The sequence below is a fragment of the Speluncibacter jeojiensis genome, from assembly GCF_029589495.1.
In the GTDB taxonomy this organism is placed as follows: Bacteria; Actinomycetota; Actinomycetes; order Mycobacteriales; family Mycobacteriaceae; genus Speluncibacter; species Speluncibacter jeojiensis.
The window spans coordinates 23713-48286 of record NZ_JAAIVF010000005.1 but is presented as its reverse complement, the minus strand read 5'-3'; the positions used below and the strand labels follow the sequence as shown (position 1 = coordinate 48286).

27 protein-coding genes are annotated in these 24574 nt (G+C 68.5%); 13 read left to right on the top strand and 14 right to left on the bottom strand.

The window, feature by feature from the left end; all coding sequences use genetic code 11:
* Positions 1 to 5: 5 nt before the first annotated feature.
* The 4 genes from G4X40_RS15385 to G4X40_RS15370 are packed head-to-tail and all read left to right on the top strand — an operon-like array spanning position 6 to position 3714.
* Positions 6 to 986: a Zn-ribbon domain-containing OB-fold protein gene (locus G4X40_RS15385; protein WP_277834151.1), complete on the top strand. Its 981-nt coding sequence runs from the start codon at positions 6 to 8 to the stop codon at positions 984 to 986.
* A gap of 11 nt (positions 987 to 997) precedes the next feature.
* A complete protein-coding gene (locus tag G4X40_RS15380; RefSeq protein ID WP_277833709.1) occupies positions 998 to 2089 on the top strand; it encodes a thiolase domain-containing protein in 1092 nt (363 codons plus the stop codon).
* On the top strand, positions 2089 to 3276 hold the full coding sequence (locus G4X40_RS15375; protein ID WP_277833708.1) for a thiolase domain-containing protein: 1188 nt from the start codon (positions 2089 to 2091) through the stop codon (positions 3274 to 3276). Before G4X40_RS15380 ends, G4X40_RS15375 begins: the two co-directional genes overlap by 1 nt.
* Before the next feature lie 12 nt (positions 3277 to 3288).
* Positions 3289 to 3714 carry a nuclear transport factor 2 family protein gene (locus tag G4X40_RS15370; protein WP_277833707.1) on the top strand — a complete coding sequence of 142 codons (426 nt, stop codon included), beginning with the start codon at positions 3289 to 3291 and terminating at the stop codon, positions 3712 to 3714.
* Positions 3715 to 4028: 314 nt separating this feature from the next.
* Here the strand turns inward: G4X40_RS15370 and G4X40_RS15365 are convergent.
* Both G4X40_RS15365 and G4X40_RS15360 read right to left on the bottom strand, forming a co-directional pair.
* A protein-coding gene (locus G4X40_RS15365; protein ID WP_277833705.1) for an IS3 family transposase occupies positions 4029 to 5173 on the bottom strand; the annotation gives its coding sequence in 2 pieces (ribosomal slippage) (positions 4029 to 4900 and positions 4900 to 5173; 1146 coding nt in all).
* 45 nt (positions 5174 to 5218) lie between these two features.
* Positions 5219 to 5809 (bottom strand): hypothetical protein, encoded by a 591-nt coding sequence (locus G4X40_RS15360; RefSeq protein ID WP_277833703.1) that lies wholly within the window; start codon positions 5807 to 5809, stop codon positions 5219 to 5221.
* Between the two features lie 59 nt (positions 5810 to 5868).
* Here G4X40_RS15360 and G4X40_RS15355 point away from each other — a divergent pair, with 59 nt between their 5' ends.
* Positions 5869 to 6060, top strand: a complete 192-nt coding sequence (locus tag G4X40_RS15355) for a hypothetical protein (protein ID WP_277833702.1) — start codon at positions 5869 to 5871, stop codon at positions 6058 to 6060.
* A gap of 54 nt (positions 6061 to 6114) precedes the next feature.
* Here G4X40_RS15355 and G4X40_RS15350 read toward each other — a convergent pair whose 3' ends face one another.
* The 3 genes from G4X40_RS15350 to G4X40_RS15340 form a co-directional block, all read right to left on the bottom strand.
* The gene (locus G4X40_RS15350; RefSeq protein WP_277833701.1) at positions 6115 to 6492 is read right to left on the bottom strand and encodes a type II toxin-antitoxin system death-on-curing family toxin; all 378 of its coding nucleotides are present in this window, start codon (positions 6490 to 6492) and stop codon (positions 6115 to 6117) included.
* A 293-nt stretch (positions 6493 to 6785) separates the two neighbouring features.
* On the bottom strand, positions 6786 to 8051 hold the full coding sequence (locus G4X40_RS15345) for a cytochrome P450 (protein ID WP_277833700.1): 1266 nt from the start codon (positions 8049 to 8051) through the stop codon (positions 6786 to 6788).
* A gap of 149 nt (positions 8052 to 8200) precedes the next feature.
* On the bottom strand, positions 8201 to 9448 hold the full coding sequence (locus G4X40_RS15340; RefSeq protein ID WP_277833698.1) for a cytochrome P450: 1248 nt from the start codon (positions 9446 to 9448) through the stop codon (positions 8201 to 8203).
* Positions 9449 to 9660: 212 nt separating this feature from the next.
* Here G4X40_RS15340 and G4X40_RS15335 point away from each other — a divergent pair, with 212 nt between their 5' ends.
* The 3 genes from G4X40_RS15335 to G4X40_RS15325 all read left to right on the top strand — a co-directional run bounded on the left by G4X40_RS15335 (position 9661) and on the right by G4X40_RS15325 (position 12141).
* On the top strand, positions 9661 to 10827 hold the full coding sequence (locus G4X40_RS15335; RefSeq protein ID WP_277833696.1) for a steroid 3-ketoacyl-CoA thiolase: 1167 nt from the start codon (positions 9661 to 9663) through the stop codon (positions 10825 to 10827).
* A gap of 53 nt (positions 10828 to 10880) precedes the next feature.
* Positions 10881 to 11558, top strand: a complete 678-nt coding sequence (locus G4X40_RS15330; protein WP_277833695.1) for a GNAT family N-acetyltransferase — start codon at positions 10881 to 10883, stop codon at positions 11556 to 11558.
* Between the two features lie 166 nt (positions 11559 to 11724).
* The gene (locus G4X40_RS15325; protein WP_277834150.1) at positions 11725 to 12141 is read left to right on the top strand and encodes a nitroreductase family deazaflavin-dependent oxidoreductase; all 417 of its coding nucleotides are present in this window, start codon (positions 11725 to 11727) and stop codon (positions 12139 to 12141) included.
* Positions 12142 to 12199: 58 nt separating this feature from the next.
* On the opposite strand, the gene G4X40_RS15320 is transcribed toward G4X40_RS15325, so the two are convergent.
* Both G4X40_RS15320 and G4X40_RS15315 read right to left on the bottom strand, forming a co-directional pair.
* Positions 12200 to 13117: an SDR family oxidoreductase gene (locus G4X40_RS15320; RefSeq protein ID WP_277833693.1), complete on the bottom strand. Its 918-nt coding sequence runs from the start codon at positions 13115 to 13117 to the stop codon at positions 12200 to 12202.
* A gap of 51 nt (positions 13118 to 13168) precedes the next feature.
* Positions 13169 to 13945 carry an SDR family oxidoreductase gene (locus tag G4X40_RS15315; protein ID WP_277833691.1) on the bottom strand — a complete coding sequence of 259 codons (777 nt, stop codon included), beginning with the start codon at positions 13943 to 13945 and terminating at the stop codon, positions 13169 to 13171.
* A gap of 91 nt (positions 13946 to 14036) precedes the next feature.
* On the opposite strand from G4X40_RS15315, the gene echA20 reads away from it, so the two are divergent.
* The 4 genes from echA20 (at position 14037) to G4X40_RS15295 (ending at position 17590) form a co-directional block, all read left to right on the top strand.
* The gene (gene echA20, locus G4X40_RS15310; RefSeq protein ID WP_277833689.1) at positions 14037 to 14822 is read left to right on the top strand and encodes a (7aS)-7a-methyl-1,5-dioxo-2,3,5,6,7,7a-hexahydro-1H-indene-carboxyl-CoA hydrolase; all 786 of its coding nucleotides are present in this window, start codon (positions 14037 to 14039) and stop codon (positions 14820 to 14822) included.
* Positions 14822 to 15712, top strand: coding sequence for a CoA transferase subunit A (locus G4X40_RS15305; RefSeq protein ID WP_277833688.1), 891 nt, complete (start codon positions 14822 to 14824; stop codon positions 15710 to 15712). The genes echA20 and G4X40_RS15305 overlap by 1 nt, the downstream gene beginning before the upstream one ends.
* Entirely contained in the window at positions 15709 to 16458 is a 750-nt protein-coding gene (locus G4X40_RS15300; RefSeq protein WP_277833687.1) for a CoA-transferase subunit beta, read from the top strand. The genes G4X40_RS15305 and G4X40_RS15300 overlap by 4 nt, the downstream gene beginning before the upstream one ends.
* Positions 16459 to 16522: 64 nt before the next feature.
* The gene (locus tag G4X40_RS15295) at positions 16523 to 17590 is read left to right on the top strand and encodes an NAD(P)H-dependent flavin oxidoreductase (RefSeq protein ID WP_277833686.1); all 1068 of its coding nucleotides are present in this window, start codon (positions 16523 to 16525) and stop codon (positions 17588 to 17590) included.
* 144 nt (positions 17591 to 17734) lie between these two features.
* Here G4X40_RS15295 and G4X40_RS15290 read toward each other — a convergent pair whose 3' ends face one another.
* Together G4X40_RS15290 and G4X40_RS15285 are read right to left on the bottom strand one after the other, a co-directional pair.
* Entirely contained in the window at positions 17735 to 17992 is a 258-nt protein-coding gene (locus G4X40_RS15290) for a DUF2277 domain-containing protein (protein ID WP_277834148.1), read from the bottom strand.
* A 49-nt stretch (positions 17993 to 18041) separates the two neighbouring features.
* Positions 18042 to 18662: a TetR/AcrR family transcriptional regulator gene (locus tag G4X40_RS15285; protein ID WP_277833684.1), complete on the bottom strand. Its 621-nt coding sequence runs from the start codon at positions 18660 to 18662 to the stop codon at positions 18042 to 18044.
* A gap of 81 nt (positions 18663 to 18743) precedes the next feature.
* Here G4X40_RS15285 and G4X40_RS15280 point away from each other — a divergent pair, with 81 nt between their 5' ends.
* Complete coding sequence (locus G4X40_RS15280; protein ID WP_277833682.1) at positions 18744 to 20138, top strand: cytochrome P450; 1395 nt, start codon at positions 18744 to 18746, stop codon at positions 20136 to 20138.
* Here the strand turns inward: G4X40_RS15280 and G4X40_RS15275 are convergent.
* The 5 genes from G4X40_RS15275 to G4X40_RS15255 form a co-directional block, all read right to left on the bottom strand.
* On the bottom strand, positions 20113 to 20691 hold the full coding sequence (locus G4X40_RS15275) for a TetR/AcrR family transcriptional regulator (RefSeq protein WP_277833681.1): 579 nt from the start codon (positions 20689 to 20691) through the stop codon (positions 20113 to 20115). The two genes, G4X40_RS15280 and G4X40_RS15275, sit on opposite strands and share 26 nt — an antisense overlap.
* Before the next feature lie 40 nt (positions 20692 to 20731).
* Complete coding sequence (locus tag G4X40_RS15270) at positions 20732 to 21448, bottom strand: ABC transporter ATP-binding protein (protein ID WP_277833679.1); 717 nt, start codon at positions 21446 to 21448, stop codon at positions 20732 to 20734.
* Positions 21445 to 22572: an ABC transporter permease gene (locus tag G4X40_RS15265; RefSeq protein ID WP_277833677.1), complete on the bottom strand. Its 1128-nt coding sequence runs from the start codon at positions 22570 to 22572 to the stop codon at positions 21445 to 21447. Before G4X40_RS15265 ends, G4X40_RS15270 begins: the two co-directional genes overlap by 4 nt.
* Positions 22573 to 22765: 193 nt before the next feature.
* Positions 22766 to 23917, bottom strand: a complete 1152-nt coding sequence (locus G4X40_RS15260) for an acetyl-CoA C-acetyltransferase (RefSeq protein WP_277833676.1) — start codon at positions 23915 to 23917, stop codon at positions 22766 to 22768.
* Positions 23918 to 23926: 9 nt separating this feature from the next.
* The gene (locus G4X40_RS15255) at positions 23927 to 24520 is read right to left on the bottom strand and encodes a TetR/AcrR family transcriptional regulator (RefSeq protein ID WP_277834146.1); all 594 of its coding nucleotides are present in this window, start codon (positions 24518 to 24520) and stop codon (positions 23927 to 23929) included.
* Positions 24521 to 24574 lie beyond the last annotated feature (54 nt).

Genomic DNA, 24574 nt, shown 5'->3' with positions numbered 1-24574 from the left:
TGACCATGAGGAAGAGTGTCGTTGAATTGGAACCGCCTTCCCTCGAACCGCTCAGTGCCGCGCTGGATCTCGCATTCGATTACACGCGCTCTGTCGGTCCGACGATCGGACGGTTCCTCGGAGGCCTTCGCGCCCATCGCGTGATCGGGGTGCGCGGATCCGACGGACGGGTGCACGTCCCGCCCGTGGAGTACGACCCCGTGACCGCCGCGCCGCTCGACGAGTTCGTGGAGGTGTCCGCGGTGGGCACCGTCGTCAGCTGGTCGTGGGTCGCGACGCCGATTCCCGAGCATCCCCTCGACCGCCCGTTCGCCTTCGCACTGATCAAGCTCGACGGTGCCGACACGACCATGCTGCACGCCGTCGACGTCGGCACTCCGGAGCAGATCAGCACCGGCATGCGGGTACGGATCCGCTGGGCCGAGACCACCGTCGGCGCCATCACCGACATCGCCTGCTTCGAACCGGGCGACACCCCCGCGCCGGTGGACGCCGGCGAGGTCGACGACGTGGAAATGATCATCACGCCGATCGGCCTGCACATCGACCACTCCGCGTCGAGCGAGGAGAGCGCCTTCCTGCGCGCGCTCAAGGACGGCAAGCTGATCGGTCAGCGCTGCCCCGCCAGCAACAAGGTGTACCTCCCGCCGCGCGGCGCGAGCCCGACCCACGGCGTGCCGACCAAGGAAGAGGTCCCGCTGCCCGACACCGGCACCGTGACCACCTTCTGCATCGTGAACATCCCGTTCCAGGGGCAGCGGATCAAGCCGCCCTACGTCGCCGCCTACATCCTCGTCGACGGCGCCGACATCCCGATGCTCCACCTGGTGCTCGGCTGCGACCCCTCCGAGGTGCGCATGGGCATGCGGGTGCGCGCGGTGTGGAAGCCCGCCGAGGAGCGGGGCTACTCGAACGAGAACATCGACCACTTCGAACCGACCGGCGAGCCCGACGCCCCGTTCGAGTCCTACTCCCAGCACCTGTGAGCGAGCCGATCATGACAACTTCGAACTTTCGGCCGGGGCCGGACGACATCGCCGTCGTCGGCTTCTGCCAGACCCGCAACGAACGCAACAGCGTCGGCACCACCAACGGCACCGAGATGCTCGTCCCGGTCTTCCAGCAGCTGTACGCGGATCTGGGGATCACCAAGGACGACATCGGCTTCTGGTGCTCGGGATCGTCCGATTACCTTTCCGGACGGGCGTTTTCGTTCATCTCCTCGGTCGACGCGATCGGCGCGGTCCCGCCCATCGACGAGTCGCACGTGGAGATGGACGGCGCCTGGGCGCTCTACGAGGCCTACGTCAAGCTGCTGACCGGTGAGGCCGAGACGGCACTGGCCTACGGCTTCGGCAAGTCCTCGGCGGGCAACCTGCGCAAGGTACTCGCGTTGCAGACCGACCCGTATGTCGTTGCGCCGCTGTGGCCCGACTCGCTCTCGATGGCCGGCATGCAGGCGCGCCTCGGCCTCGACGAGGGCTCGTGGAGCGAACGCGACATGGCCGAGGTCGCCGCGCGCTCGCGCGCCGACGCCACCGCGAACCCGGCCGCGCAGATCTCCGGGCCCGTGGACGTCGATGCCCTGCTCTCGACGCCGTTCGTCGCCGACCCGCTGCGTGAGCACGACTGCGCACCGATCACCGACGGCGCCGCGGCAGTCATCCTCGCCCGCGGCGAGCGCGCCCTCGAACTGTGCGACAACCCCGCCTGGATCACCGGGTTCTCACACATCATCGACTCCGCGGAGATCGGCGGCCGCGACCTGCTCGCCTCGCCGTCGACCACCCGTGCCGCGCAGGTCGCCACCGGCGGCGACCTCTCCGGCATCACCGCGGCCGAACTGCACGCGCCGTTCACCCATCAGGAATTGATCCTGCGCCGGGCGATCGGGCTCGGCGACGACGTCACCATCAACCCGTCGGGCGGCGTCCTGTGCGGCAACCCGATGTTCGCGGCTGGCCTCGAGCGGATCGGCGAGGCGGCGCTGCGCGTGATCGCGGGCACCGACAAGCGCGTGCTCGCCCACGCCACCAGCGGTCCGCTGCTTCAGCAGAATCTCGTGTGTGTCATGGAAGGTCGCAACTGATGGGCAAGCAGCTGGCAGCCGTGCTGGGCACGGGGCAGACGAAGTACGTCGCCAAGCGCCACGACGTGACGATGGCGGGGCTGTGCCGCGAGGCGATCGACAAGGCCATGGCCGACGCGCAGGTCGGCTGGGATGACATCGACGCGATCGTGATCGGCAAGGCCCCCGACCTGTTCGAGGGCTCGATGATGCCCGAACTGTCGATGGCCGACGCGCTCGGCGCCCCCGGCAAGCCGCTGCTGCGCGTGCACACCGCGGGTTCGGTGGGCGGCTCGACGTCGATCGTCGCGTCGAAGCTGGTCACGTCGGGCGTGCACAAGCGTGTGCTGACCGTCGCCTGGGAAAAGCAGTCCGAGTCGAACGCCATGTGGGCGCTGTCGATCTCGTCGCCGTTCAACAAGCCGGTCGGTGCCGGTGCGGGCGGGTACTTCGCGCCGCACGTCCGCTCCTACATCCGGCAGTCGGGTGCACCCGAGCACATCGGCGCGATGGTCGTCGTCAAGGACCGCCTCAACGGTGCGATCAATCCGCTTGCGCACCTGCACCAGTCCGACATCACCGTCGAGAAGGTCCAGCAGTCGCAGATGCTGTGGGACCCGATCCGTTACGACGAGACCTGCCCGTCCTCGGATGGCGCCTGCGCCATGGTGATCGGTGACGAGCAGTCCGCCGACGCCGCGGTCGCCGACGGCCGTCCGGTCGCATGGATCCACGCGACCGCGATGCGTACCGAGGCCACCTGGTTCGCCGGGCGCAACCAGGTTTCGCCGCAGGCCGGACGGGATGCGGCGGCCGCGCTGTGGAAGCAGGCCGGCATCACCGACCCGATCAGCGAGATCGACGCGGCGGAGATCTACGTGCCGTTCTCCTGGTTCGAACCGATGTGGTTGGAAAACCTCGGATTCGCCGCACAGAACGAGGGCTGGAAACTGACCGAGGCCGGCGAGACGAAGATCGGCGGCCGGTTGCCGGTCAACGCCTCGGGCGGCGTGCTCTCGTCGAACCCGATCGGCGCCTCCGGGATGATCCGCTTCGCCGAGGCCGCGATCCAGGTGATGGGCAAGGGCGGCGCGCACCAGGTCGAGGGCGCACGCAAGGCGCTCGGTCACGCGTACGGCGGCGGCTCGCAGTACTTCTCGATGTGGGTGGTCGGCGCCGACAAGCCCGAGCATCCGGCCGAGGCATAGGAGACAGCTCTGATGACCGAGACCACCACTGAGGCAGTGCATCCCGCACGAGCGGCCTCGCGTCGCTCCATGGAGGCAGTCAAGGCCAAGAACAAGCAGGAGTGGCTGTCGCTGTTCGCGGACGACGGCTGGGTCGAGGACCCTGTCGGCAAGTCCGGCTTCGACCCCGAGGGCAAGGGTCACCACGGCAAGGAGGCCATCGCGGCGTTCTGGGACATGGCGATCGCGAACACCGACACGATCGAGTTCCTGATCGACGACTCGTTCGCGTGCGGCGACGAGGTCGTCAACGTCGGGACGATCCGGACCACCCTGGCAGGCAACGTGATCGACGCCGAGGGCGTGTTCACCTACCGGGTGACCACCGAGGGCAAGATCCAGTCGCTGCGCGCGTTCTGGGAGATCGACCGTGCGATGAAGACCGTCCGGCCGGCCTGAGATCTATCGGCAAGTACGGCAGCGGTCCGAAGGAGCCTTCCTCCGGACCGCTGCCGGATGGGTGGCCTTCCTGTCAGTGTGGGCGCTTGCCCCACCAGTGACGCGGCGGCCGACTGAACAGTTCATCACTCATCGGCGCATCGACAGTCCGCATCGTAACCTCCAGGTTGAAATGTGGACCGGAGTTGTCGAGGTAGTCCATAAGAACACAGACACCGGTCTCGCAGTCGAGCCGGATCCGGCTCGGGCCCATCGGGATCCATTGCTGGGAGCGGGACTGCCCTGAGTTCGGTTGACTCGCGAGGTGTGGTGGTTCAGGCCGCGAGTGGGGCCTGATTGAGGGTCTCATACTCGACCGGGGTGAGTCGGCCGAGGCCACGTTGCCGTCGGCGTCGGTTGTAGGTGCGCTCGATCCAGGTGACGATCGCCAATCGCAGTTCCTCCCTGCTGGCCCACCGCTGCCGGTCAAGAACATTCTTCTGCAGCAGAGCGAAGAACGATTCCATGGCAGCGTTGTCACCGCATGCCCCGACGCGTCCCATCGATCCTTGTAAGCCGTTGTCGGTCAACACTTCCACGTAGGCTCGTGATCGAAATTGGCTGCCCCGGTCCGAATGTACAACGGTCGCTTTCGGATCGCGTAGGGCGATAGCGTTGCGTAGCGAGCCGACCGCCAGGTCAGCAGTCATGCGCGGGCCCATCGAGTATCCGACGATCTTGTTCGAGTAGCAGCCCTTGATCGCGCACAGGTAGAGCTTGCCCTCGTCGGTGCGATGCTCGGTGATGTCGGTCAGCCACAGCATGTTCGGCCCGTCCGCGGTGAAGGAACGGGCAACCAGGTCGTCGTGGACCGGTGGACCCGACCTGCGGTTTCGCCCGGGCTTCTTGGCGAAGGTGGACCAGATCTGCTGCTGGGAACACAACCGCCAGACCCTGTTCTCGCCGGCACTGACGCTGTGGCGGGGCAGTTCGTCGGCGATGAACCGGTACCCGAATGCTGGGTCGTCGGCGTGGACGTCGAGAGCGGCGTTGATCAGATGAGCGTCGTCCCAGTCACGCTGCGAGACCGGATCGGCGTGCCACTTGTAGAACGCCTGGGTGGAGAAGCCGAGCACCCGGCAGGTCAAGGCGACGGGGATCGCGTCGGCGGCAAGGTCGAGGACCAGCGGGTAGATCATTTTGGGGGCAACTCGCGGGCGAAGAACGCCGCCGCCCTGCGCAGGATCTCGTTCTCCTGCTCAAGCAGGCGGTTACGTTTGCGCAGTTCACGCAGTTCGGCGGACTCCTGCGCAGTCACGCCGGGACGGACTCCGTCTTCGACGTCGGCCTTCTTCAGCCAGTTGTGCAGGGTGGCTTCGGAGATGCCGAAGTCCTTCGCGATCTGGGTCAACGGCGCGTCGCTTTTGCGGGCGACGGCGACGACGTCGCGGCGAAACTCCGCGGGGTAGGGCCTGGGCATGAGTGTGATCCTTCCAGGCGAGGACGAATCCTCACCGGTCAGGAGTCAACCAAAGCCGGGGCAGTCCCAGCCCTCGTCGAACTCGCCTGCCAGTAGCGCACAGCAGGGACACCGAGGGTCATATGCCGTGGTCGGCTCGGCAACTGCCTGCCAGGCCGGACGACCGTGATGATCAACGAGTTCCAGCTCCGTCAGTGCGACCGGACCGGACGGATCGACGTCGTCCGCAAACGACGCATCGGCGAACTCCGCGGGATCCAGCGCCGCCACGAAGTGATAGTCGCCGTACGTCGGCAGGTCATAGTCCACATGCGATGAACCAAGCCGATCGGAGACCAACCCGTCGTCTCGGAACGTCGGGGTGGTCTCATTCGCCCACACACCGGTGTACTGCTTCCATTTCCCACCCGTGGTCGAGTCGCGGTATCGGCGGCCTTCGAAGGGCCGGCGGCGCGTCCTGATCTCGTCGAGCGTGCCGTCCTCGAACTCGACGCGCAGTGAATCGGGCCGACGAAGCTGCATACGTCGGCGTTCAGCGCCCGCACGCCAATCGAAGTCCAGCGTCGACCACCGCCACGGCGACGATCGAGCAAGGGCCCGAAACTGCTCAACCGTCGGGGTTGCATCGAATGCCACCCATCCATTGTCGAGGAAATCCGGCCAGCCCGCGAACCCCGGCACCCCTACTCGTCCAGATGCGCACCACCGTGCCCATGGGCGGCACCGGCGCCGGCTACGGGTTGGGGCTGATCAGCCGGCCGTTGTCGTGCGGCGGCGTCTACTGGGGCCACGGCGGCGACCTCCCCGGATACGAGACCCGGGGCGGCGCCACCGACTACGGGCGCGCCGTCATCGAGAAAGTCGTGGACACCGCACTGTGTGGGTGAACCGACCTGCGGCCCGCCCGTTCCGGGCGCTCGATCCGTGGAGTCGCTCTCGGCTCACTCCGCGAACGATCCGAGCGCCGCGGCGACGCCATCGACGTCGTGAACGCCCGCGGCGACCTCGTTCATCAGTTGTTCGGCGCCGTCGACGTCGAACCCGCGACGCAGGCGCATACCGTTGTAGCCGAGAAAGAGCCATGCCGCGGCCCACGCAGTGCGCTTGTTGCCGTCGATGAGCGCATAGTTGCGGGCGACCGAGTGGAGAAGCGCGGCGGACTTCTCGAACAATGTCGGGTAGGCGTCGACACCGAACACGGTGCTTCGAGGGCGGGCGATCGCCGCGTCGAGCAACCCCATCTCCCGAACCGCTGGATTCCCGTTGTTGATACGAGCCGCGATCGTGAGGAGATCATCACGATCGAGGTAGGCGGTCACGCCAGGCGCTCGTTCAGTTCGGCGGACTTGTCGAAGATGTCGGTGAGCAGTGCGTCGCGCAGGTGTTTTCGGGAACTGGCAGCATCGAGCGCCACACTGCGGACGCACGCCTTGAGGGAGACTCCTTCGCGGTTCGCTGCCTCACGGATCAGCGCCTGCTCGTCGGTGAACTGGATGTTGAGTGCCGGCAGGCCACCGCATGGTACCTATTCAGGCACCTGATGCGGCACCAATTTCCTGCAGGTGCGAGTCGTTGTTTACCGCGGTAAACAACGCCCCAGCGCCCAACGATCTCAGTGCGCGACCGGGCACCCACCGCTGAAGTCGACCGGGAACTCCTTGATGCCGCTGAGCCAACTCGACCGTAGCCGCCGCGGATCACCGAGCCGGGCCAGGTCAGGCATATGGTCGGCGATGGCGCCGAAGATCAGGTCGATCTCCATCTTCGCCAGGTTGTGGCCGATGCAGTAGTGCACACCGGCCGCCCCGAAACCGACGTGCGGGTTGGGATCTCGGGTGATGTCGAAGGTGTACGGGTTCTCGAACACCTCCTCGTCGAAGTTCGCGGAGGCGTAGAACATCGCCACGCGGTCCCCCTTGCGGATGTGCTGACCACCGAGTTCGGTGTCCGACAACGCGGTCCGCTGAAACGCGCGCACCGGCGTCGCCCAGCGGACGATCTCGTCGGCGGCGGTCGATGGCCGCTCTGCCTTGAACAACTCCCACGGCTCGGGGTTGTCCAGGAACGCGATCATGCCCAGGCTCGTCGCGTTGCGGGTCGTCTCGTTGCCGGCGACCGCCAGCAGCAGCATGAAGAAGCCGAACTCCTCGGGGCTGAGCCGCTCGCCGTCGACGTCGGCCTGCACCAGTTTGGTGATGATGTCGTCGGCCGGACAGCGACGCCGCTCGTCGGCCAATTGGTATGAGTAACCGAGCAACTCCCCCACCGACGTGATCGGGTCGTACTTCTCGCGGAACTCGGGATCCTCGGAGCCGACCATCTGATTGGTCCAGTCGAAGAGCTTGCCGCGGTCCGCCTGCGGGACGCCGAGCAGTTCGGCGATCGCCTGCAGCGGCAACTCACACGCGACCTCGGTGACGAAGTTGCCGGACCCGTTCGCCAACGCCCGGGTGACGATCGCCTCGGCCCGCTCGGACAGCACCCCGCGCAGCGACTCGATCGCCCGCGGGGTGAAGCCGCGCGAGACGATCCGGCGCAGCTTGGTGTGCTCGGGTTCGTCCTTGTTGAGCATGATGGCGCGCTGCATGTCGATGTTCTCGCGCGGCAGATCGTCCTCGAATCGCACGATCGCGGTGTTCTGCCAACTCGAGTAGATCTCGTTGTGGTGCGACACCTCGCGCACGTCGGCGTGCCGGGTCACCGCCCAGTAGCCCTCGTCGGCGAAGCCGCCCATGCCGGGCGGCTGCGGGCACCACAGCACCGGCGCGGTCCGCCGCAGCCGGGCGAACAGCTCCGCCGGCACACCGCGCTCGTAGAGATCCGGATCGGTGGGGTCGAGTCCGGACGGGATTCCGGTCGTCGGCTCTGCCTGTGTCATCACGCGCCTCCATCCACCATCGGCGGCGAGGCTGCACGTCGGCATCCCACCGACTGAAACACGTTACTGACTGAATTAGAGCACACTTTTGCGTCAAATAGGCCGCACCCCCGGCGAGAGGGCCTCGCCGGGGTGCGGTGCAGAACGGGTCAGTGCGCGACCGGACACTTCCCGGTGAAGTCGACGTCGAACTCCTTGATGCCGTTGAGCCAGCCGGAACGCAGGCGCTGCGGGTCGCCGAGCTTGGTCAGGTCGGGCATGTGGTCGGCGATGGCGTTGAAGATCAGGTCGATCTCGACGCGGGCCAGGTTGTGGCCGATGCAGTAGTGGGCGCCGGTGCCGCCGAAGCCGAGGTGCGGGTTGTCCTGGCGGAGGATGTCGAACTTCTCCGGGTTCTCGAACACCTCCTCGTCGCGGTTGGCCGAGGCGTAGAACATCGCGACGCGCTGGCCCTTCTTGATCACCTGGCCGCCCACCTCGACGTCCTCGAGCGCCGTGCGCTGGAACGCGGTGACCGGGGTGGCCCAACGAACGATCTCGTCGGCAGCGGTGGACGGGCGCTCCTTCTTGTAGATCTCCCACTGCTCGGGGTTGTCCAGGAAGGCGATGATGCCGTGCGTGATCGCGTTGCGGGTGGTCTCGTTGCCGGCGACGGCCAGCAGGATCACGAAGAAGCCGAACTCCTCGGGACTGAGCTGCTCGCCGTCGACGTCGGCCTGCACCAGCTGGGTGACGAGGTCGTTGGCCGGGCACTCGCGGCGGGCCTCGGCCATCTTGTACGCGTAGCCGAGGATCTCCATCGAGGACACCGCCGGGTCGCCCTCGAACTCCGGGTCGTCGTAGCCGGTCATCTGGTTGGACCAGTCGAAGACCTGCTTGCGGTCCTCCTGCGGGACGCCGAGCAGCTCGGCAATGGCCTGCAGCGGCAGCTCCGCAGCCACCTTGGTGACGAAGTCGCCCTTCTCCGACGCGGCCGCCTGGGTCACGATCGACTCGGCGCGATCCTTCAGCGCGGCGCGCAGCGCACCGATGGCACGCGGGGTGAAGCCGCGGGAGATGACGCGGCGCAGCTTGGCGTGCTCCTCGCCGTCCTTGAAGAGCAGGATGTGGCGCTGCAGCTCGATCGCCTCACGCGGGATGTCGTCATTGAAGCGCGGGATGGCGGTGTTCTCCCAGGTGGAGAAGACGTCGTCCCGGCGCGAGACCTCCTTGACGTGCTCGTGCTTGGTGACCACCCAGTAGCCGTCGTCCGCGAAGCCGCCGACGGTGGGCGACTGCGGGCACCACCACACCGGTGCGGATTTGCGGAGTTCGGCGAACTCCTCGCGGGGAACTCGCTCCGCGTAGATGTCCGGATCAGTGGGATCGAAGCCCTCGGCGATGTTCGGCTGTGCCACGGTGGTCTCCTGAGCCTTGCTTGTCGGTCGCTTGATTTGTCTCCACCCGAACAGTCCTCCCAGGCTGTCGGACTGCGTTCACGTCAGGTGGAACACGTTCTACCGATATTCAAGCACAGGGCGGCGGGCCTGGAAAGGCTCCAAGCCGAACAGAGTTGTGCACCTCGGGAACGTGTTCTATTTTCCGAGGTAACGGAAGAAAGGAGCCCATCGTGGGCAATCCAGTGATCGTGGAGGCCGGCCGAACCCCGATCGGCAAGCGCAACGGGTGGCTCTCGGGCCTGCACGCCTCGGAGATCCTCGGCGCGGCCCAGGTGGGCGTGCTCGAGCGCAGCGGCATCGACCCCGCACTCGTCGAGCAGGTCATCGGCGGCTGTGTCACCCAGGTCGGCGCCCAGTCCAACAACGTCACCCGCGTCGCCTGGCTGCACGCGGGCCTGCCGTGGCAGACCGGCGCGACCACCATCGACTGCCAGTGCGGCTCCTCCGAGCAGGCCAACCACCTGATCGCCGGACTGATCTCCACCGGCGCCATCGACATCGGCCTGGCCTGCGGCATCGAGGCCATGAGCCAGGTGCCGCTCGGCGCGAACGTCGTCGGAGACCACGCCGGCCCGCGTCGCCCCGAGTCGTGGAACATCGACATGCCGGCCCAGTTCGAGGCCGCCGAGCGGATCGCCCGGCGCCGCGGCCTGACCCGCGACGACATCGAGGTCCTGGGTCTGCGCTCGCAGCAGAACGCCAAGCGCGCCTGGGACGAGGGCCGCTTCGACCGCGAGGTCATCCCGGTCAAGGCCCCCGTCATCGACAAGGAGACCGGACCGACAGGTGAGTGGCAGACCGTCACCCGCGACCAGGGCCTGCGCGACACCACCAAGGAAGGCCTCGCCAAGCTCAAGCCGGTCATGGAGGGCGCCATCCACACCGCCGGCACCTCCTCGCAGATCTCCGACGGCGCCAGCGCGGTGCTGCTGATGGACGAGGACAAGGCCAAGGCCCTGGGCCTCAAGCCGCGCGCCCGCATCGTCAGCCAGGCCCTCGTCGGCGCCGAGCCCGAGTTCCACCTCGACGGCCCGGTGCAGGCCACCCAGCGCCTGCTCGACCGCTCCGGCATGAAGATGTCCGACTTCGACCTGTTCGAGGTCAACGAGGCCTTCGCATCGGTCGTGCTGTCCTGGGCGCAGGTGCACAAGCCGGACATGGACAAGGTCAACGTCAACGGCGGCGCCATCGCGATCGGCCACCCCGTCGGCGCGACCGGCGCCCGGCTGATCACGACCGCGCTGCACGAGCTCGAGCGCACCGACGGCTCGACCGCGCTCATCACGATGTGTGCCGGTGGCGCCCTTGCCGCCGGTACGATTATCGAGCGGATCTAGGTTCCCTCGGCGCACACCAGCCGCGCATCGTCAGCATCGGAGGCAGGACAGCAATGACCACCGGAGATCAGGCCCAGACGCTCGAACGACGCGAGCTGCTCGACAGTCTCGCGCGCGCACTCGAGCAACGGCACCAGGTGCTGGACGCGATCATCGAGAGCACTGATCGCGACGACGCATCACGGGCGGTCCAGCGACTGCTCGACATTCCGGAGGAGCACGCGGAAGCCGTTCTCACGCTTCAGTTCTGGCACCTGAACCGACAGGACCGGCGCCGCATCCAGCAGGAACTCGAGGACGTCAACTCCGCGCTGGACTGGACTCCCGGCGGAGGACGGGCCGACCGCGTGCGGCTGCGCCCCTTCTCCGGTTCCGACGCCGACCGGGCGCTCTTCCGGGCGCGGGCGACCGAGCCCCGCGAGGACGGGACCACGCTGTTCCCGGAGGACCGGATCGACGACGAGATCGCCGGCGGCCTGCGCCGGATCAACGAGGAGTCGACCGCATGGCTGGTGGCGGAGGACCCCACCGACAAGGCCGGCCCGCAACCGGTCGGCCTGGTCATCGGCGAACTGGTCGACGCCGGCGTCGAGGTCCGGCTGTGGGTCACCCCCGAGCAGCGCAAGCAGGGCTACGGCACGGCCCTGATGCTCAAGTGCCCGGCGGAACTCGCCGCGTACTTCCCCGGCGTCAGCCTGATCGTGCGCACCGCCATTCACGGCGCGCACTAGCACAGCTCCTCGAAACAACGCCCGCCACACCGGTTTCCGGTGCGGCGGGCGTTGTTTTGACGGTACCGTCACGTCGGCGACACCGACAACGCGGCGACCAGGAGTGCATGTGAAGACGCGACCGAACGGGCTCGACTCCCCCGTGACGGCGAAAGTGATCAAGGTGATGTCCCGGGCCAATGTCCGGCTCTACCGGGCCACCGGGGGCCGCATCGGCGGGAAATGGCGGATCGGCAGCGCCTTCCGCAGCCCGGTGCCGGTGTGCCTGCTGACCACGACCGGACGCAAGAGCGGAGAACCTCGGATCAGTCCGCTGCTGTACCTGCCCGACGGCGACAGTGTGGTCGTGGTCGCCTCGCAGGGCGGTTTGCCGAAGAATCCGATGTGGTACTTGAACATTCGTGCGAACGCCGAGGTGACCGTGCAGACCGGCAGCACGGTCCGGCCGATGCGCGCACGCGTGGCCGAACCCGACGAACGGGCCGCGCTCTGGCCCCGGCTGGTCGAGTTGTACGCGGACTTCGAGAACTACCAGTCCTGGACCGACCGGGAGATCCCGGTGGTCGTCTGCGAACCGCGCTGACACGACCGTGGCCGCACCCCACACGGGATGCGGCCACGGTCGGTCGGTCCGAGCGGACTCAGCGGGCGCCGTACACCGGGGTCGGCGTCTCGGCCTTGCCCAGCAGGTCGGCGACGATCGGGCCGAGCTCCTTCGGGTCGATGCGTGCACCCTTGTCCCAGGTGGGACCGTGGCGCCAGCCCTCGGCGACCGTCACCTGGCCGCCCTCGACCTCGAACACGCGGCCGGTGACGCCCTCGGACTCGGTGCTGCCGAGCCAGACCACCAGCGGGGAGATGTTGGCGGGGTCCATGGCGTCGAAGCCATCCTCGGGGGCAGCCATCGCGTCGGCCATCTCGCCGCCGGCGCCGAGCGTCATGCGGGTGCGCGCGGCGGGGGCGATCGCGTTGGCGGTGATGCCGTAGCCGCCCATCTCGGCGGCGGCCTGGATGGTCATCTCGGCGATGCCGGCCTTGGCGGCGGCGTAGTTGCCCTGGCCGACCGAGCCCATCAGGCCCGCACCCGAGGTGGTGTTGATGATCCGGGCCTGGCGGGGACGGCCCGCCTTGGCCTCGGCCCGCCAGTACGCGGCGGCGTGGTGCAGCGGGGCGAAGTGGCCCTTGAGGTGCACGCGCGTGACGGCGTCCCACTCCTGCTCGGTCATCGACACCAGCATGCGGTCGCGCAGGAAGCCCGCGTTGTTGACCAGCACGTCGAGGCCGCCGAAGGCATCGATCGCGGTCTGGATCAGGTTCTGCGCGCCCTCCCACGAGGCGACGTCGTCGCCGTTGACCACGGCTTCGCCGCCGGCGGCCTTGATCTCGGCGACGACCTGCTCGGCCGGGTGCTCGCCGGTGTCGGACCCGTCCGCGCCCGCGCCCAGGTCGTTGACGACGACCTTGGCGCCCTCGGCCGCGAAGGCCAGCGCGTGCTCCCGGCCGATGCCACGGCCGGCGCCGGTGATGATGACGACTCGGCCGTCAAGCAATCCGCTCACTTCATTCTCCTCGAGTACGCGGATCCCGCTCGGATCCGCCGGGGTTGACACTTACTTCGTTGACGCCGCGTCGGCCGCCGCCAGGAAGGCGGGGCGCTCCCCGCCGCCGTGGACGGTCAACGTCGATCCGCTGACATAGGACGCCAGCGGCGACGCCAGGAATGCCGCGCAGTTGCCGATGTCCTCGGGCTGCGCCATCCGCCCCATCGGGACGGTCTTGCTGACCTCGACGATCCCTTCCGGGCCGCCGTAGTGCAGGTGGCTCAGCTCGGTCTCGACCAGGCCCACCACGATCGAGTTCACCCGGACCTTCGGAGCCCACTCCACCGACAGGCTCGCAGTCAGCGAGTCGACACCGGCCTTGGCCGCGCCGTAGGCCGCGGTGCCCGGCGAGGGGCGCGACCCGCTCACGCTGGAGATGTTGACGATCGCGCCCCCGTCGGCCTGCTGCTGCATCACCGCGTTGGCCTGTTGCGAGACCAGCAGTGGCGCAAGCAGGTTCAACTCGACGATCTTCGAGTGGAACTTGGGGCTGGCGTCGGCGGCCAGCGCGAACGGTGCCCCGCCGGCGTTGTTGACCAGCACGTCGAGCCTGCCGTGCCGCTCGACGATCCCCGCGATGAGCTGCTCGACAGCCTCCGGATCGCGGATGTCGCACGGCGCGAACTCCGCCTCGGCCCCGCCCTCGACGATCGGCGACTCGGCCGGTCGCCGGGCGCACGTCACGACGACCGCGCCCGCCCGGAGCAGCACCCGGCTGATGCCGGCGCCCACCCCGCGAACACCACCGGTGACCAGCACCACCTTGCCATCGAGACCGAGATCCACGTCTACCTCCCTGCGCGATGGAGCCGGGCGGCCCACCTGTGATAACTTACCAAGCAATCGCTTGGTTTGGTAACTGACGTTAGGACGTGCCATGGGCATCACCTCGACCTCCGATGGGGCCGGCATCACCACGGTCACCGTCGACTACCCACCCGTGAACGCCATCCCCTCCAAGGGTTGGTTCGAGTTGGCGGACGCCATCCTCGCGGCGGGCAAGGACCCCAGCACCCACGTGGTGATCCTGCGCGCCGAGGGCCGCGGCTTCAACGCGGGCGTGGACATCAAGGAGATGCAGGCCACCGAGGGCCATGGCGCCCTGATCGACGCCAACCGAGGCTGCGCGGCCGCCTTCGGCGCCGTCTACGACTGCGAGGTCCCCGTCGTCGTCGCCGTCAACGGCTTCTGTGTCGGCGGCGGCATCGGCCTGGTCGGCAACGCCGACGTCATCGTCGCCTCCGACGACGCGGTCTTCGGCCTGCCCGAGGTCGACCGCGGCGCCCTCGGCGCGGCCACCCACCTCGCGCGCCTGGTCCCGCAGCACATGATGCGCACGCTGTACTACACGGCGAAGAACGTCGACGCCCAGACGCTCAAGCACTTCGGGTCCGTGTACGACGTCGTCCCCCGCGCCGAGCTCGATGCCGCAGCAATCGCGATCGCAACGGATATCGCCAAGAAGGACACCCGGGTCATCCGGCGTGCCAAGGAAGCGATCAACCGCATCGACGTCATGGACGTGCACACCAGCTACCGGATCGAGCAGGGCTTCACCTTCGAGCTCAACCTCGCCGGCGTGGCCGACGAGCACCGCGACGAGTTCGTGGCCACCGGCAAGCCGAAGTCGAACACCCCCGCACCCAAGGAAGAGGGCAAGTAATGGCCGAGAAGCGCGACAAGCGCCGCTCACTGGACGAGGCCGTCGCCGGCATCCAGAGCGGAATGACCATCGGCATCGGCGGCTGGGGCTCACGGCGCAAGCCCATGGCCCTGGTCCGCGCGCTGCTGCGCAGCGACGTCAAGGACCTGACGGTCGTCGGATACCTCGGCCCGGATCTCGGCCTGCTGATCTCCGCCGGCAAGGTCAAGCGCGCCTACTACGGCTTCGTCTCCCTGGACTCGGCGCCCTTCTACGACCCCTGGTTCGCCCAGGCCCGCGTCGCCGGGACCATCGAGTCCCGCGAGATGGACGAGGGCATGGTCAAGGCCGGCCTGCAGGCCGCCGCCGCGCGCCTGCCGTTCATGCCGATCCGCGCCGGCCTCGGCTCGGCCGTGCAGACCGTCTGGGGTGACGAGCTCAAGACCGTCGCGTCCCCGTACCCGGACGCGGACGGCCGCACCGAGACGCTGCTGGCCATGCCCGCGTTCGAGCTGGACGCCGCCCTGGTGCACCTGGACCTGGCCGACGAGCGCGGCAACGCCGCCTACACCGGCGTCGACCCGTACTTCGACGACCTGTTCTGCCTCGCGGCCGAACAGCGCATCCTCAGCGCCGACAAGATCGTCTCGACCGAGGAACTCGTGAAGTCCGTCCCGAACCAGGCCCTGATCCTCAACCGCGCGATGGTCGACACCGTCACCGAGGCCCCGAACGGCGCACACTTCACCTTCGCCGGCGAGTACAAGCGCGACGAGAAGTTCCAACGTCACTACGCCGAGTCCGCCAAGACCCCCGAGGCATGGCAGTCCTTCGCCGACACCTACCTGTCCGGCAGCGAGGACGACTACCAGGCCGCCGTGCGCAAGTTCGCAGAGGAGCAGAACGCATGACCGAGGTAACCCGCGCCGAGTACTGCGCAGTCGCGTGCGCCGACCTGTTCGCCGGTGCCGGCGAGATCTTCGCCTCACCCATGTCGACGATGTCGCTCATCGGCGCGCGCCTGGCGAAGCTCACCTCCGAGCCGGACCTGATCATCACCGACGGCGAGGCCCTGATCCTCGCCGACGCCCCGGCGATCGGCGGCACCGCACCGATCGAGGGCTACATCCCCTTCTCGAAGGTCTTCGACGTGGTCGCGTCGGGTCGTCGCCACGTGGTGATGGGCGCCAACCAGATCGACAGGTTCGGCAACCAGAACCTCTCCGCGTTCGGCCCGCTCGACAAGCCGACCCGCCAGATGTTCGGCCTGCGCGGCGCCCCCGGCAACTCCATCAACCACGCCACCAGCTACTGGGTCGGCAAGCACTCCACCCGAGTGTTCGCCGATCAGGTCGACGTGGTGTGCGGTGTCGGCTACGACAAGGTTGACCCGGAGAACCCGGCGTTCCGCTTCCTGAACAACTACCAGGTGATCACCAACCTGGGCGTGTTCGACTTCCAGGGCCCCGACCGCACCTTCCGTGCCGTCACCCTGCACCCCGGCGTCACCGCCGACGAGGTCACCGAGAACACCTCCTTCGAGGTCGCCGGGCTGGCCGAGGCCGGCGTCACCCGGGAGCCCACCGTCGACGAACTGCGCATCATCCGCGAGGTCCTGGACCCGAAGGGACTGCGCAACAGGGAGATTCCGGCGTGATCACCGAGGCTACGCGAGTGAGGATCGCAGCGCAGCGAGGACCGGAACGATCGGAGGCCGCGGCATGACGCAGCAGGTGCTGAAGACCGCACTGACCGAACTGGTCGGCATCGAGCACCCGGTCGTGCAGACCGGCATGGGCTGGGTGTCGGGCCCGCGGCTGACCTCGGCCACCTGCAACGCGGGCGGTCTGGGCATCCTCGCCTCGGCGACGATGACCTACGACGAGCTCGAAGCGGCGATCAAGAAGACCAAGCAGCTCACCGACAAGCCGTTCGGCGTCAACATGCGCGCCGACGCGTCCGACGCCGGGCAGCGCTGCGACCTACTCATCCGTGAGGGCGTCAAGGTCGCCTCGTTCGCGCTCGCGCCGAAGAAGGACCTGATCGCCAAGCTCAAGGACAACGGCATCGTCGTGGTCCCGTCGATCGGTGCGGCCAAGCACGCCGTGAAGGTCGCCTCGTGGGGCGCCGACGCAGTGGTGGTGCAGGGCGGCGAGGGCGGTGGCCACACCGGCGGTGTCGCGACGACGCTACTGCTGCCGTCCGTCCTCGACGCGGTCGACATCCCGGTGATCGCCGGCGGCGGCTTCTTCGACGGGCGCGGCCTGGCCGCGGCCCTGTCGTACGGCGCGGCCGGTATCGCGATGGGCACCCGCTTCCTGCTCACCAGCGACTCGGCGGTACCGGACTCGGTCAAGCAGGAGTACCTCAAGCGCGGACTGCAGGACACCACGGTCTCGCGCAAGGTCGACGGCATGCCGCACCGGGTGCTCAACACCGAGCTGGTCGATGCGCTCGAGAAGTCCAGCTACGCAAAGGGACTCACGGCCGCCGCCAAGAACGCACTGAAGTTCAAGGCGATGACCGGCATGAAGTTCTCGACGCTGGCCAAGGACGGGCTGGCGATGAAGAAGTCGTCGGACCGCACGTGGCAGCAGATCATCATGGCCGCCAACACCCCGATGCTGCTCAAGGCCGGCCTGGTCGAGGGCAACACCGAGGCCGGCGTGCTGGCCTCCGGTCAGGTGGTCGGCATGATCGACGACCTGCCCAGCTGCCAGGAACTGATCGACCGGATCGTCACCGAGGCCGTCGAGCGCATCGACGCGATCGGCAAGTTCCGCGTCTGAGCCCTGGCCGAAGGCAGGCCGCATCGACCTGCCCGACCCGATGAACTCCGCGCAGTACCCAATGCGCGAGACCCTGAGGACCGTTCCGCCTTCGCATCCAATGGCGGGACGGTCCTCAGCCATTTCCTGGCATCGGCCGGGGCGTCATCCCTTTCCGGCGAGGCGCGCGCGGACCTCCGGCCGGCGTAGCGGCGGCACCGTCTTCGGCGGCTGCCGACGCGCCGGCAGCTCGCCGAGCAGCCGCGCCGTCGCTGCCGCGACCTCCGCCACGGCCCGCTCGAACGGCTCGCGGGTGGCATCCGACAACGTGTGTACGCCGCTGACCTTGCGGATGTACTGCACCGCCGCCGCCTCGATCTCGTCCGGCGTGGCGGCGGGTTCGAGGCCGCGCAGTTCCGTGATGTTTCGGCAATGTTCCGACGGTAGCGCCGACGTGCGACGCGTGTCGGGGTCACGGACGACCCGCGTCCGTCCCCGTCGCGCCCAGACCCGGCTCCCCTACGCCCAGCGCCCCCGCCAGCGTCCGCAGGCACAACTGCCGCAATTGCTCGGGTGTCACGGTCCGGTGGTCCAGCCAGTCCAGGCACACGGTCCGTACGAACACCAGCCACCCGCGCACGGCGACACCGGACACCTCGGCCGCGTCGCCGCCGAGCCCGAGAGCCTCGACGATGCGACGCTCCTGCATCCCGATCTGCGCGTCGACGATGTCGCGAATGCCCGGATCCGCCGACAATGCACCCTGGTTGACCGCGCGCACCCCGTGCTCGTGCTCCGCGAAATGCGCGATGTACGCATCCAGGCCGGCCGCGAGCTGGCCGGTCACCGGCAACTGCGGGTCCGGCTCGGTCGCCGCCAGCAGCTGCTCGGACGAGCGCCGCACGATGGCCGCGAAGAAGTCCCGCTTGGTCGGGAAGTAGTGGTACATCAGGCCGCGCGAGACCCCTGCCTCCTCGGCGACCTCCTCGATCCACACCTCCTCGTACGGCCGCTCGGCGAACAACCGGGCACCGATGTCGAGGAGCTGGGCGCGGCGCTGCTCGGGCGCCAGCCGTCGGCGGGGTCGACACATGATGTGCACAGACTACTTGACACAGGTTCAGTAAGCGGTACGTTGCGTTATCAGACGTCAGTTCAACAGCGGAGGCAACCGATGAGTGTGGACCTGCTGACTTCCGGCGACATCGCGATCCCCCACCCGCGCCGAAGAGTGCCGTTGCTCGGCGACGTGCTGGGCGTGCACGTGCGCACTCCCCTGCAGGATTCGATGCGCATGGCCGCCGAACTCGGTCCGATCTTCGAACGCAAGGTGCTCGGCCGGCGGTTCGTGCTGGTGTCGGATCCGGACATCGTCGCCGAGTTGTCCGACGAGAGCCGATTCCGCAAACATCTGGCGCCCGCGGTCGCGGCGCTGCGCCCCATCGCCGGCGACGGGCTGTTCACCGCCTTCTCCGACGAACCGAACTGGCAACGGGCCCACAACCTGCTCGCCCCGGCCTTCACCAAACCGGCGATGCGCTCGTACCACGAGATCATGACCGACGTTGCCGAGGAGTTGACCGCGCACCTCGACTCCAGCGCACGCACGCCCGTCGACGTCTCCTCGGCGATGACGAAACTGACGCTGGAGACCATCGGCCGCACCGGCTTCAGCTTCCGGTTCGACTCCTTCGACCGGGACCGACCCCATCCGTTCGTCGAGGCGATGGTCCGCGCACTCGGCCACGCCCAGCGCGACGTCACGCCGATGGGCCGGTTCGTCGGCCGACGGGCGCGGGCCCGGCACGCCGCCGACGTCGCCTACCTGGGCGAGGTCGTCGACGAGGTGATCCGCGTCCGCCGCGAGCGTCCGCAGGACGGACCATCCGATCTGCTCGAGATCATGCTGCGCGCACAGCGTGAACTCGACCCCGAGCGGGTGGACGAGGTCAACATCCGCCACCAGGTCATCACCTTCCTGGTCGCCGGCCACGAAACCACCTCCGGCGCACTGTCATTCGCGCTCTACTACCTGTCCCGGCACCCCGAGGCACTGGCGCGGGCACAGGCGGAGGTCGACGAGGTGTGGGGGGCGCACGACCGCCCGGCGTTCGAACAGGTTCCGAAACTCCGCTACGTCCGGCGGGTGCTGGACGAATCGCTGCGGCTGTGGCCGACGGCTCCCGCCTACGCACGTGAGGCGCGCGCGGACACGACGCTGCTGGGGCGGCACCGGATGTCCGCCGGCGACTGGATGCTCGTGCTCATCCCCGCGCTACACCGGGATCCGGTGTGGGGCGAGGATGCCGATGCCTTCGACCCCGACCGGTTCCTGTCCGAGCGGGTCCGGGCCCGACCGGCCCATGTGTACAAGCCGTTCGGCACGGGCGAACGTGCCTGCATCGGAAGGCAGTTCGCGCTGCACGAGGCGGTCCTCGTGCTGGGAACGCTGCTGCGCCGGTACGACCTGCACGCCGATCCGGGCTATCGGCTCCGCGTCCAGGAACGACTGACGTTGATGCCCAAGGGATTCACGCTCGAGTTCACCCGCCGAGCAGATAGGGCGTGAGAAGTTCGCGCACCCGCGCGGCGGTCGAGTCCAACGTGGCGCCGGACTCGATCAACTGCGAGCCGGCATTCACGACGGCGTTGATCAGCTTCGCCGTCACAGCGGGGTCGGCGGCACCCAGGTCGGTGAGCGCCTGCGTCAGCGGGGTGCCCAACTGTTGGTGCAACACCCGGCTGCGATCGGCGAACTCCCCGCCGGCGGCGAACGCGGCCAGCGACCGGGCGAGGGTATGTTCGCCCTCGGCGACCAACTCGAGGTTCGCCCGCGCGTAGGCGAGCACCTTCTCGCCGGGTCCCCCAGCCCGCTCCATCTCGGCGGACACCCGCGCCGACCAGCGTGGAAAGGCCTCTTCGAGGACCACACTGAACAGGTCCTCGCGGGAAGCGAAGTACTGGTAGACGCTCGGTCGCGCGAGCCCGGCCCTGGCCGCCACCTCGGCCAGGGTCGGTGGATCGGCAGGCTTCTCGGCGAGCAGCGCCCGCGCCGCGTCGAGCAGGGTCCGGCGTTGGGTCGCCCGGTGCTCCGCAACCGTGGCCGCCTGGATCTTCGGCACGAGTGCTCCTGCCTCTCGTCAGTCGTTCACCTCGGTCATCTCACCTCGGCTGCACCGCTCCGGTGACGGTGCCGCCAGACAGTTTCCCATCGACCATCTCCAGGACCCGATCGCAGTGCCGTAGGACGTCGTGGTCGTGGGTGACCATCACCGTGGCGACCCGCGCCCGCGCGGTCTCCCGCGCAAGCAGTTCGACCACGTCGTGGCTACGCGCCCGGTCGAGCGCCGCGGTCGGCTCGTCCACCAGCAACAGCGACGGACGGGCCATCAATGCCCGCGCGATGCCGACCCGCTGGCGTTCCCCGCCCGAGAGCTGGTGCGGCCGGCGACCGGCCTTGTCCGCCATGCCCACCTCGTCGAGCAATTGCATCGGATCACGCCCGGTGGCGGCCCCGTCGATGCGGGTCATCAGCCGCAACTGGTCGACGGCGGTCAGCGCCGGCAGCAGATTGCCGGATTGGAACACGAATCCGATGTGCTCGAGCCGGAACCGGGTGCGGCGGCGTCTGCTCAGTGCGGCAACGTCGGTGCCGGCGACCGTGACGGTCCCGCCGTCCGGCGTGGTCAGCCCGCCGGCCACCGCGAGCAGGCTGGATTTGCCCGAGCCGGAGGGCCCGACGACGGCCACCAACTCGCCGGGCTCGACGGACAGCGACACGTGGTCGAGTGCGGCGACGGTCGCCTCGCCGTCGCCGAGGGTGAGGCTGACGTCGGTCACGGCGAGCCCCAGCGCCGTGGTGGGTTCGGTGGCGGTCATCGGTTTCCTCCGAGTGCGGTCAGCGGGTCGACCCTGGCGATACGGACGATGGCGGCCGCGGCGCCGAGCAGGCCCAGCACGACCAGCAGGGCCGCACCGAGCGCGACCGGGCCGGTTTCGAGGGCGAACGGCATACCGCTGATCAGGCTTGCGCCGGCCACGCCGACCAGCACCCCGGCCCCGGTCGACACGACGAGCACGATCAGCGCCTGCATCACCCCGTCGCGCAGCAGATAGCCGGTCGGGGCGCCGACCGCGCGCAGCACCGCCAACTCCGGTCGGCGCTGGATGGTCCACACCGTGAAGAACGCGCCGACCACGAGCGCGGAGATCGCATACAAGAACACCTTGATCAATGTCATCGTCGACATCTCGGCGGAATAGCCCGGCGACGCGTCGAACGACGCCTTGATCGCCATCGCCGAGGTACCGGCCGCCGCGTCGCCGGCGGCAAGGTCGACCGACTGTCCGGCTTGTGCGCGGATCGCGACCGCACTGGCCTCCTGGTAGGCCTCGGGTCGCACGGGCTCGCCGGGTTCGGCGCCGGCGTGGATCGACTGCCACAGGTGCAGCGGGACGTAGGCGACGTCGACATGGCCGAAGGTCTGCTTGTCCCCGGTGGCGCCGACCACCTTCATGGTCGTGCCGAGCCGGTCGACGGTCACGGTGTCGCCGATGTGCAGGCCCGCGTCCAGCGCCGTCTTGCTCACCACGATGCCGTCCGCACTGCCCATCCGTTCGCCCTGCGCCACGGCGGGGGCCAGGTAGGAGCCCGGTTCGACGCCGAACAACGCCAGGTCGATCGCCACACCCCGCGACGAGTGCGCATTGACCAGTGCGTTGCCGAACGGCGCCGCGTCGGCCACGTCCGGCCGCGACTTCCACGCCTGCACCTGCCGCATGTCCACGACGCTGCGGGAGAAGGCCGAATCGGTCTTGGTGCCCGCGGCGAACGCGAAATCGTCGACCGGCATCGCCTTCAACCCGGACACGCCGTCCTCGACGAGACCGGACGACAGTCCGGACAACATCACCATCAACACGGCGATGAGCGCGACGACACCTCCCATCAACCCGAATCTCGACCGCGCAAACCACAGTTCACGCCGGGCCAGAAAGAACATCACTTCTCCTCACCGTCCGGTCGCCGCATTTTCCCGACGCACCGTCAGCAAAGATACCAACGTGGCGTCGGCAAGAAGGTGTGGGGCAGGGCGGCACCGGTCACGACGAATACCGCACGGCCCCCAGACGCACGAAAGCCGGTGGGCGCCACGGATTCCGTGACGCCCACCGGCTGTGTGCCGCAGGTTCGGACTAGCCGAGGCGCTCGATGATGGTGACGTTGGCAGTGCCGCCGCCCTCGCACATCGTCTGCAGGCCGTAGCGGCCGCCGGTGCGCTCGAGTTCGCAGAGCATGGTGGAGAACAGCTTGGCGCCGGTCGCGCCCAGCGGGTGACCCAGCGCGATGCCGCCGCCGTTCGGGTTGACCTTGGCCGGGTCGGCGCCGGTCTCCTTGAGCCAGGAGATGACGACCGGCGCGAAGGCCTCGTTGATCTCGACCTCGTCGATGTCGCCGATGGTCAGGCCGGCCTTCTTCAGCGCGTACTCGGTCGCCGGGATCGGCGCGGACAGCATGAAGATCGGGTCGGCGCCACGCACGCTCATGTGGTGGATGCGGGCGCGAGGCTTGAGCCCGAAGCGCTTGACCGCGGCCTCGGACGCGACCAGCGTGGCCGAGGCGGCATCGGAGATCTGGCTGGCGACAGCGGCGGTCAGCCGGCTGCCCTCGGCCAGCACCGGCAGTCCGGCCATCTTCTCCATCGAGGTCTCACGGGGCCCCTGGTCGGTGGTGAAGTCTCCGACCGGGACGGTCTCCCGCTCGAAGCGGCCCTCGGCGATCGCGGCACGGGCGCGGGTGTGGCTCTGCAGCGCCCACTCCTCCATGTCGAGACGCGAGATGTCCCACTTCTGCGCGATCATGTCGGCGCCGCGGAACTGCGAGACCTCCTGGGTGCCGTAGCGCTCGACCCAGCCCTTCGACCCGGTGAACGGGTCGTCGAAGCCGAACTCCTTGCCGGCGATCATCGCGGCACTGATCGGGATCTGGCTCATGTTCTGGACGCCGCCGGCGACGATCAGGTCGGCGGTGCCGCTCATCACGGCCTGGGCGGCGAAGTGGATCGCCTGCTGCGACGAGCCGCACTGACGGTCGACGGTGGTGCCGGGGACCGCGTCGGGCAGACCGGCGGCGAGCCACGACGTGCGCGCGATGTTGCCGGCCTGGCCGCCGATGGCATCGACGCAGCCGAAGATCACGTCGTCGACGTCGGCGGGGTCGAAGTCGTTGCGCTCGACCACGGCCTTGAGCACGTGCGCGCCCATGTCGGCCGGGTGCATCCCGGCGAGCGCGCCGCCGCGCTTGCCGGTCGGGGTGCGCAGCGCGTCGATGATGAATGCTTCTGGCATGCGAGTCTCCTAGGAGTTGTCGGTGCCGGCCGGGGCGGAGATCCCGTCGAGCACGATCGAAAGGTACTGCTTGGCAATCACGTCGGCTGTTCTGGCGCCACCGGGCCGGTACCAGCGCACGGCCACCCACACCGTGTCGCGCATGAAGCGATAGGCGACGTCCACGTCGAGATCGGCGCGGAAGGTGCCGTCGGCGACGCCTTCCCGGAGCACCGTCATCCACAGCTGCCGGAACTCGCGGTTGCGCTTGTCGAGGTAGTCGAAGCGCGGCAGTGTCGCCAGGTGCTTCGCCTCGTCCTGATAGATCGCCACCGCCGCGTGCCGGGCGTCGATGGCCTCGAAAGACGCCTCGACAAGCGCCTCGAGCGTGGACCGCGAGTCGAGCCCGGAGGCCACGATCTCCTGGTATCGGCCGAACAACTCGTCGAGGAACCCGGAGAGGATCTCGTCGACCATCGACTCCTTGGAATCGAAGTGGTGGTAGAGGCTGCCCGAGAGGATCCCTGCGGCGTCGGCGATGTCACGCACGGTCGTGGCGCGCAGGCCGCGCTCGGCGAACAGCCCTGCGGCGATGCGCAGCAATTCGGCCCGACGTTCGGACATCACGGGCGCGACTTTCCCCGCCTGATCGGTAGTCACGTGACCATACTATCAACC

Excerpts from the sequence above, each read along its gene's own strand:
- G4X40_RS15385 (WP_277834151.1), top strand. The coding sequence starts at position 6 with ATGAGGAAGAGTGTCGTTGAATTGGAACCGCCTTCCCTCGAACCGCTC.
- G4X40_RS15380 (WP_277833709.1), top strand. The coding sequence starts at position 998 with ATGACAACTTCGAACTTTCGGCCGGGGCCGGACGACATCGCCGTCGTC.
- G4X40_RS15375 (WP_277833708.1), top strand. The coding sequence starts at position 2,089 with ATGGGCAAGCAGCTGGCAGCCGTGCTGGGCACGGGGCAGACGAAGTAC.
- G4X40_RS15370 (WP_277833707.1), top strand. The coding sequence starts at position 3,289 with ATGACCGAGACCACCACTGAGGCAGTGCATCCCGCACGAGCGGCCTCG.
- G4X40_RS15355 (WP_277833702.1), top strand. The coding sequence starts at position 5,869 with ATGCGCACCACCGTGCCCATGGGCGGCACCGGCGCCGGCTACGGGTTG.
- G4X40_RS15345 (WP_277833700.1), bottom strand. The coding sequence starts at position 8,051 with ATGACACAGGCAGAGCCGACGACCGGAATCCCGTCCGGACTCGACCCC.
- G4X40_RS15330 (WP_277833695.1), top strand. The coding sequence starts at position 10,881 with ATGACCACCGGAGATCAGGCCCAGACGCTCGAACGACGCGAGCTGCTC.
- G4X40_RS15325 (WP_277834150.1), top strand. The coding sequence starts at position 11,725 with ATGTCCCGGGCCAATGTCCGGCTCTACCGGGCCACCGGGGGCCGCATC.
- echA20 (WP_277833689.1), top strand. The coding sequence starts at position 14,037 with ATGGGCATCACCTCGACCTCCGATGGGGCCGGCATCACCACGGTCACC.
- G4X40_RS15305 (WP_277833688.1), top strand. The coding sequence starts at position 14,822 with ATGGCCGAGAAGCGCGACAAGCGCCGCTCACTGGACGAGGCCGTCGCC.
- G4X40_RS15300 (WP_277833687.1), top strand. The coding sequence starts at position 15,709 with ATGACCGAGGTAACCCGCGCCGAGTACTGCGCAGTCGCGTGCGCCGAC.
- G4X40_RS15295 (WP_277833686.1), top strand. The coding sequence starts at position 16,523 with ATGACGCAGCAGGTGCTGAAGACCGCACTGACCGAACTGGTCGGCATC.
- G4X40_RS15285 (WP_277833684.1), bottom strand. The coding sequence starts at position 18,662 with ATGTGTCGACCCCGCCGACGGCTGGCGCCCGAGCAGCGCCGCGCCCAG.
- G4X40_RS15280 (WP_277833682.1), top strand. The coding sequence starts at position 18,744 with ATGAGTGTGGACCTGCTGACTTCCGGCGACATCGCGATCCCCCACCCG.
- G4X40_RS15270 (WP_277833679.1), bottom strand. The coding sequence starts at position 21,448 with ATGACCGCCACCGAACCCACCACGGCGCTGGGGCTCGCCGTGACCGAC.
- G4X40_RS15265 (WP_277833677.1), bottom strand. The coding sequence starts at position 22,572 with ATGTTCTTTCTGGCCCGGCGTGAACTGTGGTTTGCGCGGTCGAGATTC.
- G4X40_RS15260 (WP_277833676.1), bottom strand. The coding sequence starts at position 23,917 with ATGCCAGAAGCATTCATCATCGACGCGCTGCGCACCCCGACCGGCAAG.
- G4X40_RS15255 (WP_277834146.1), bottom strand. The coding sequence starts at position 24,520 with ATGTCCGAACGTCGGGCCGAATTGCTGCGCATCGCCGCAGGGCTGTTC.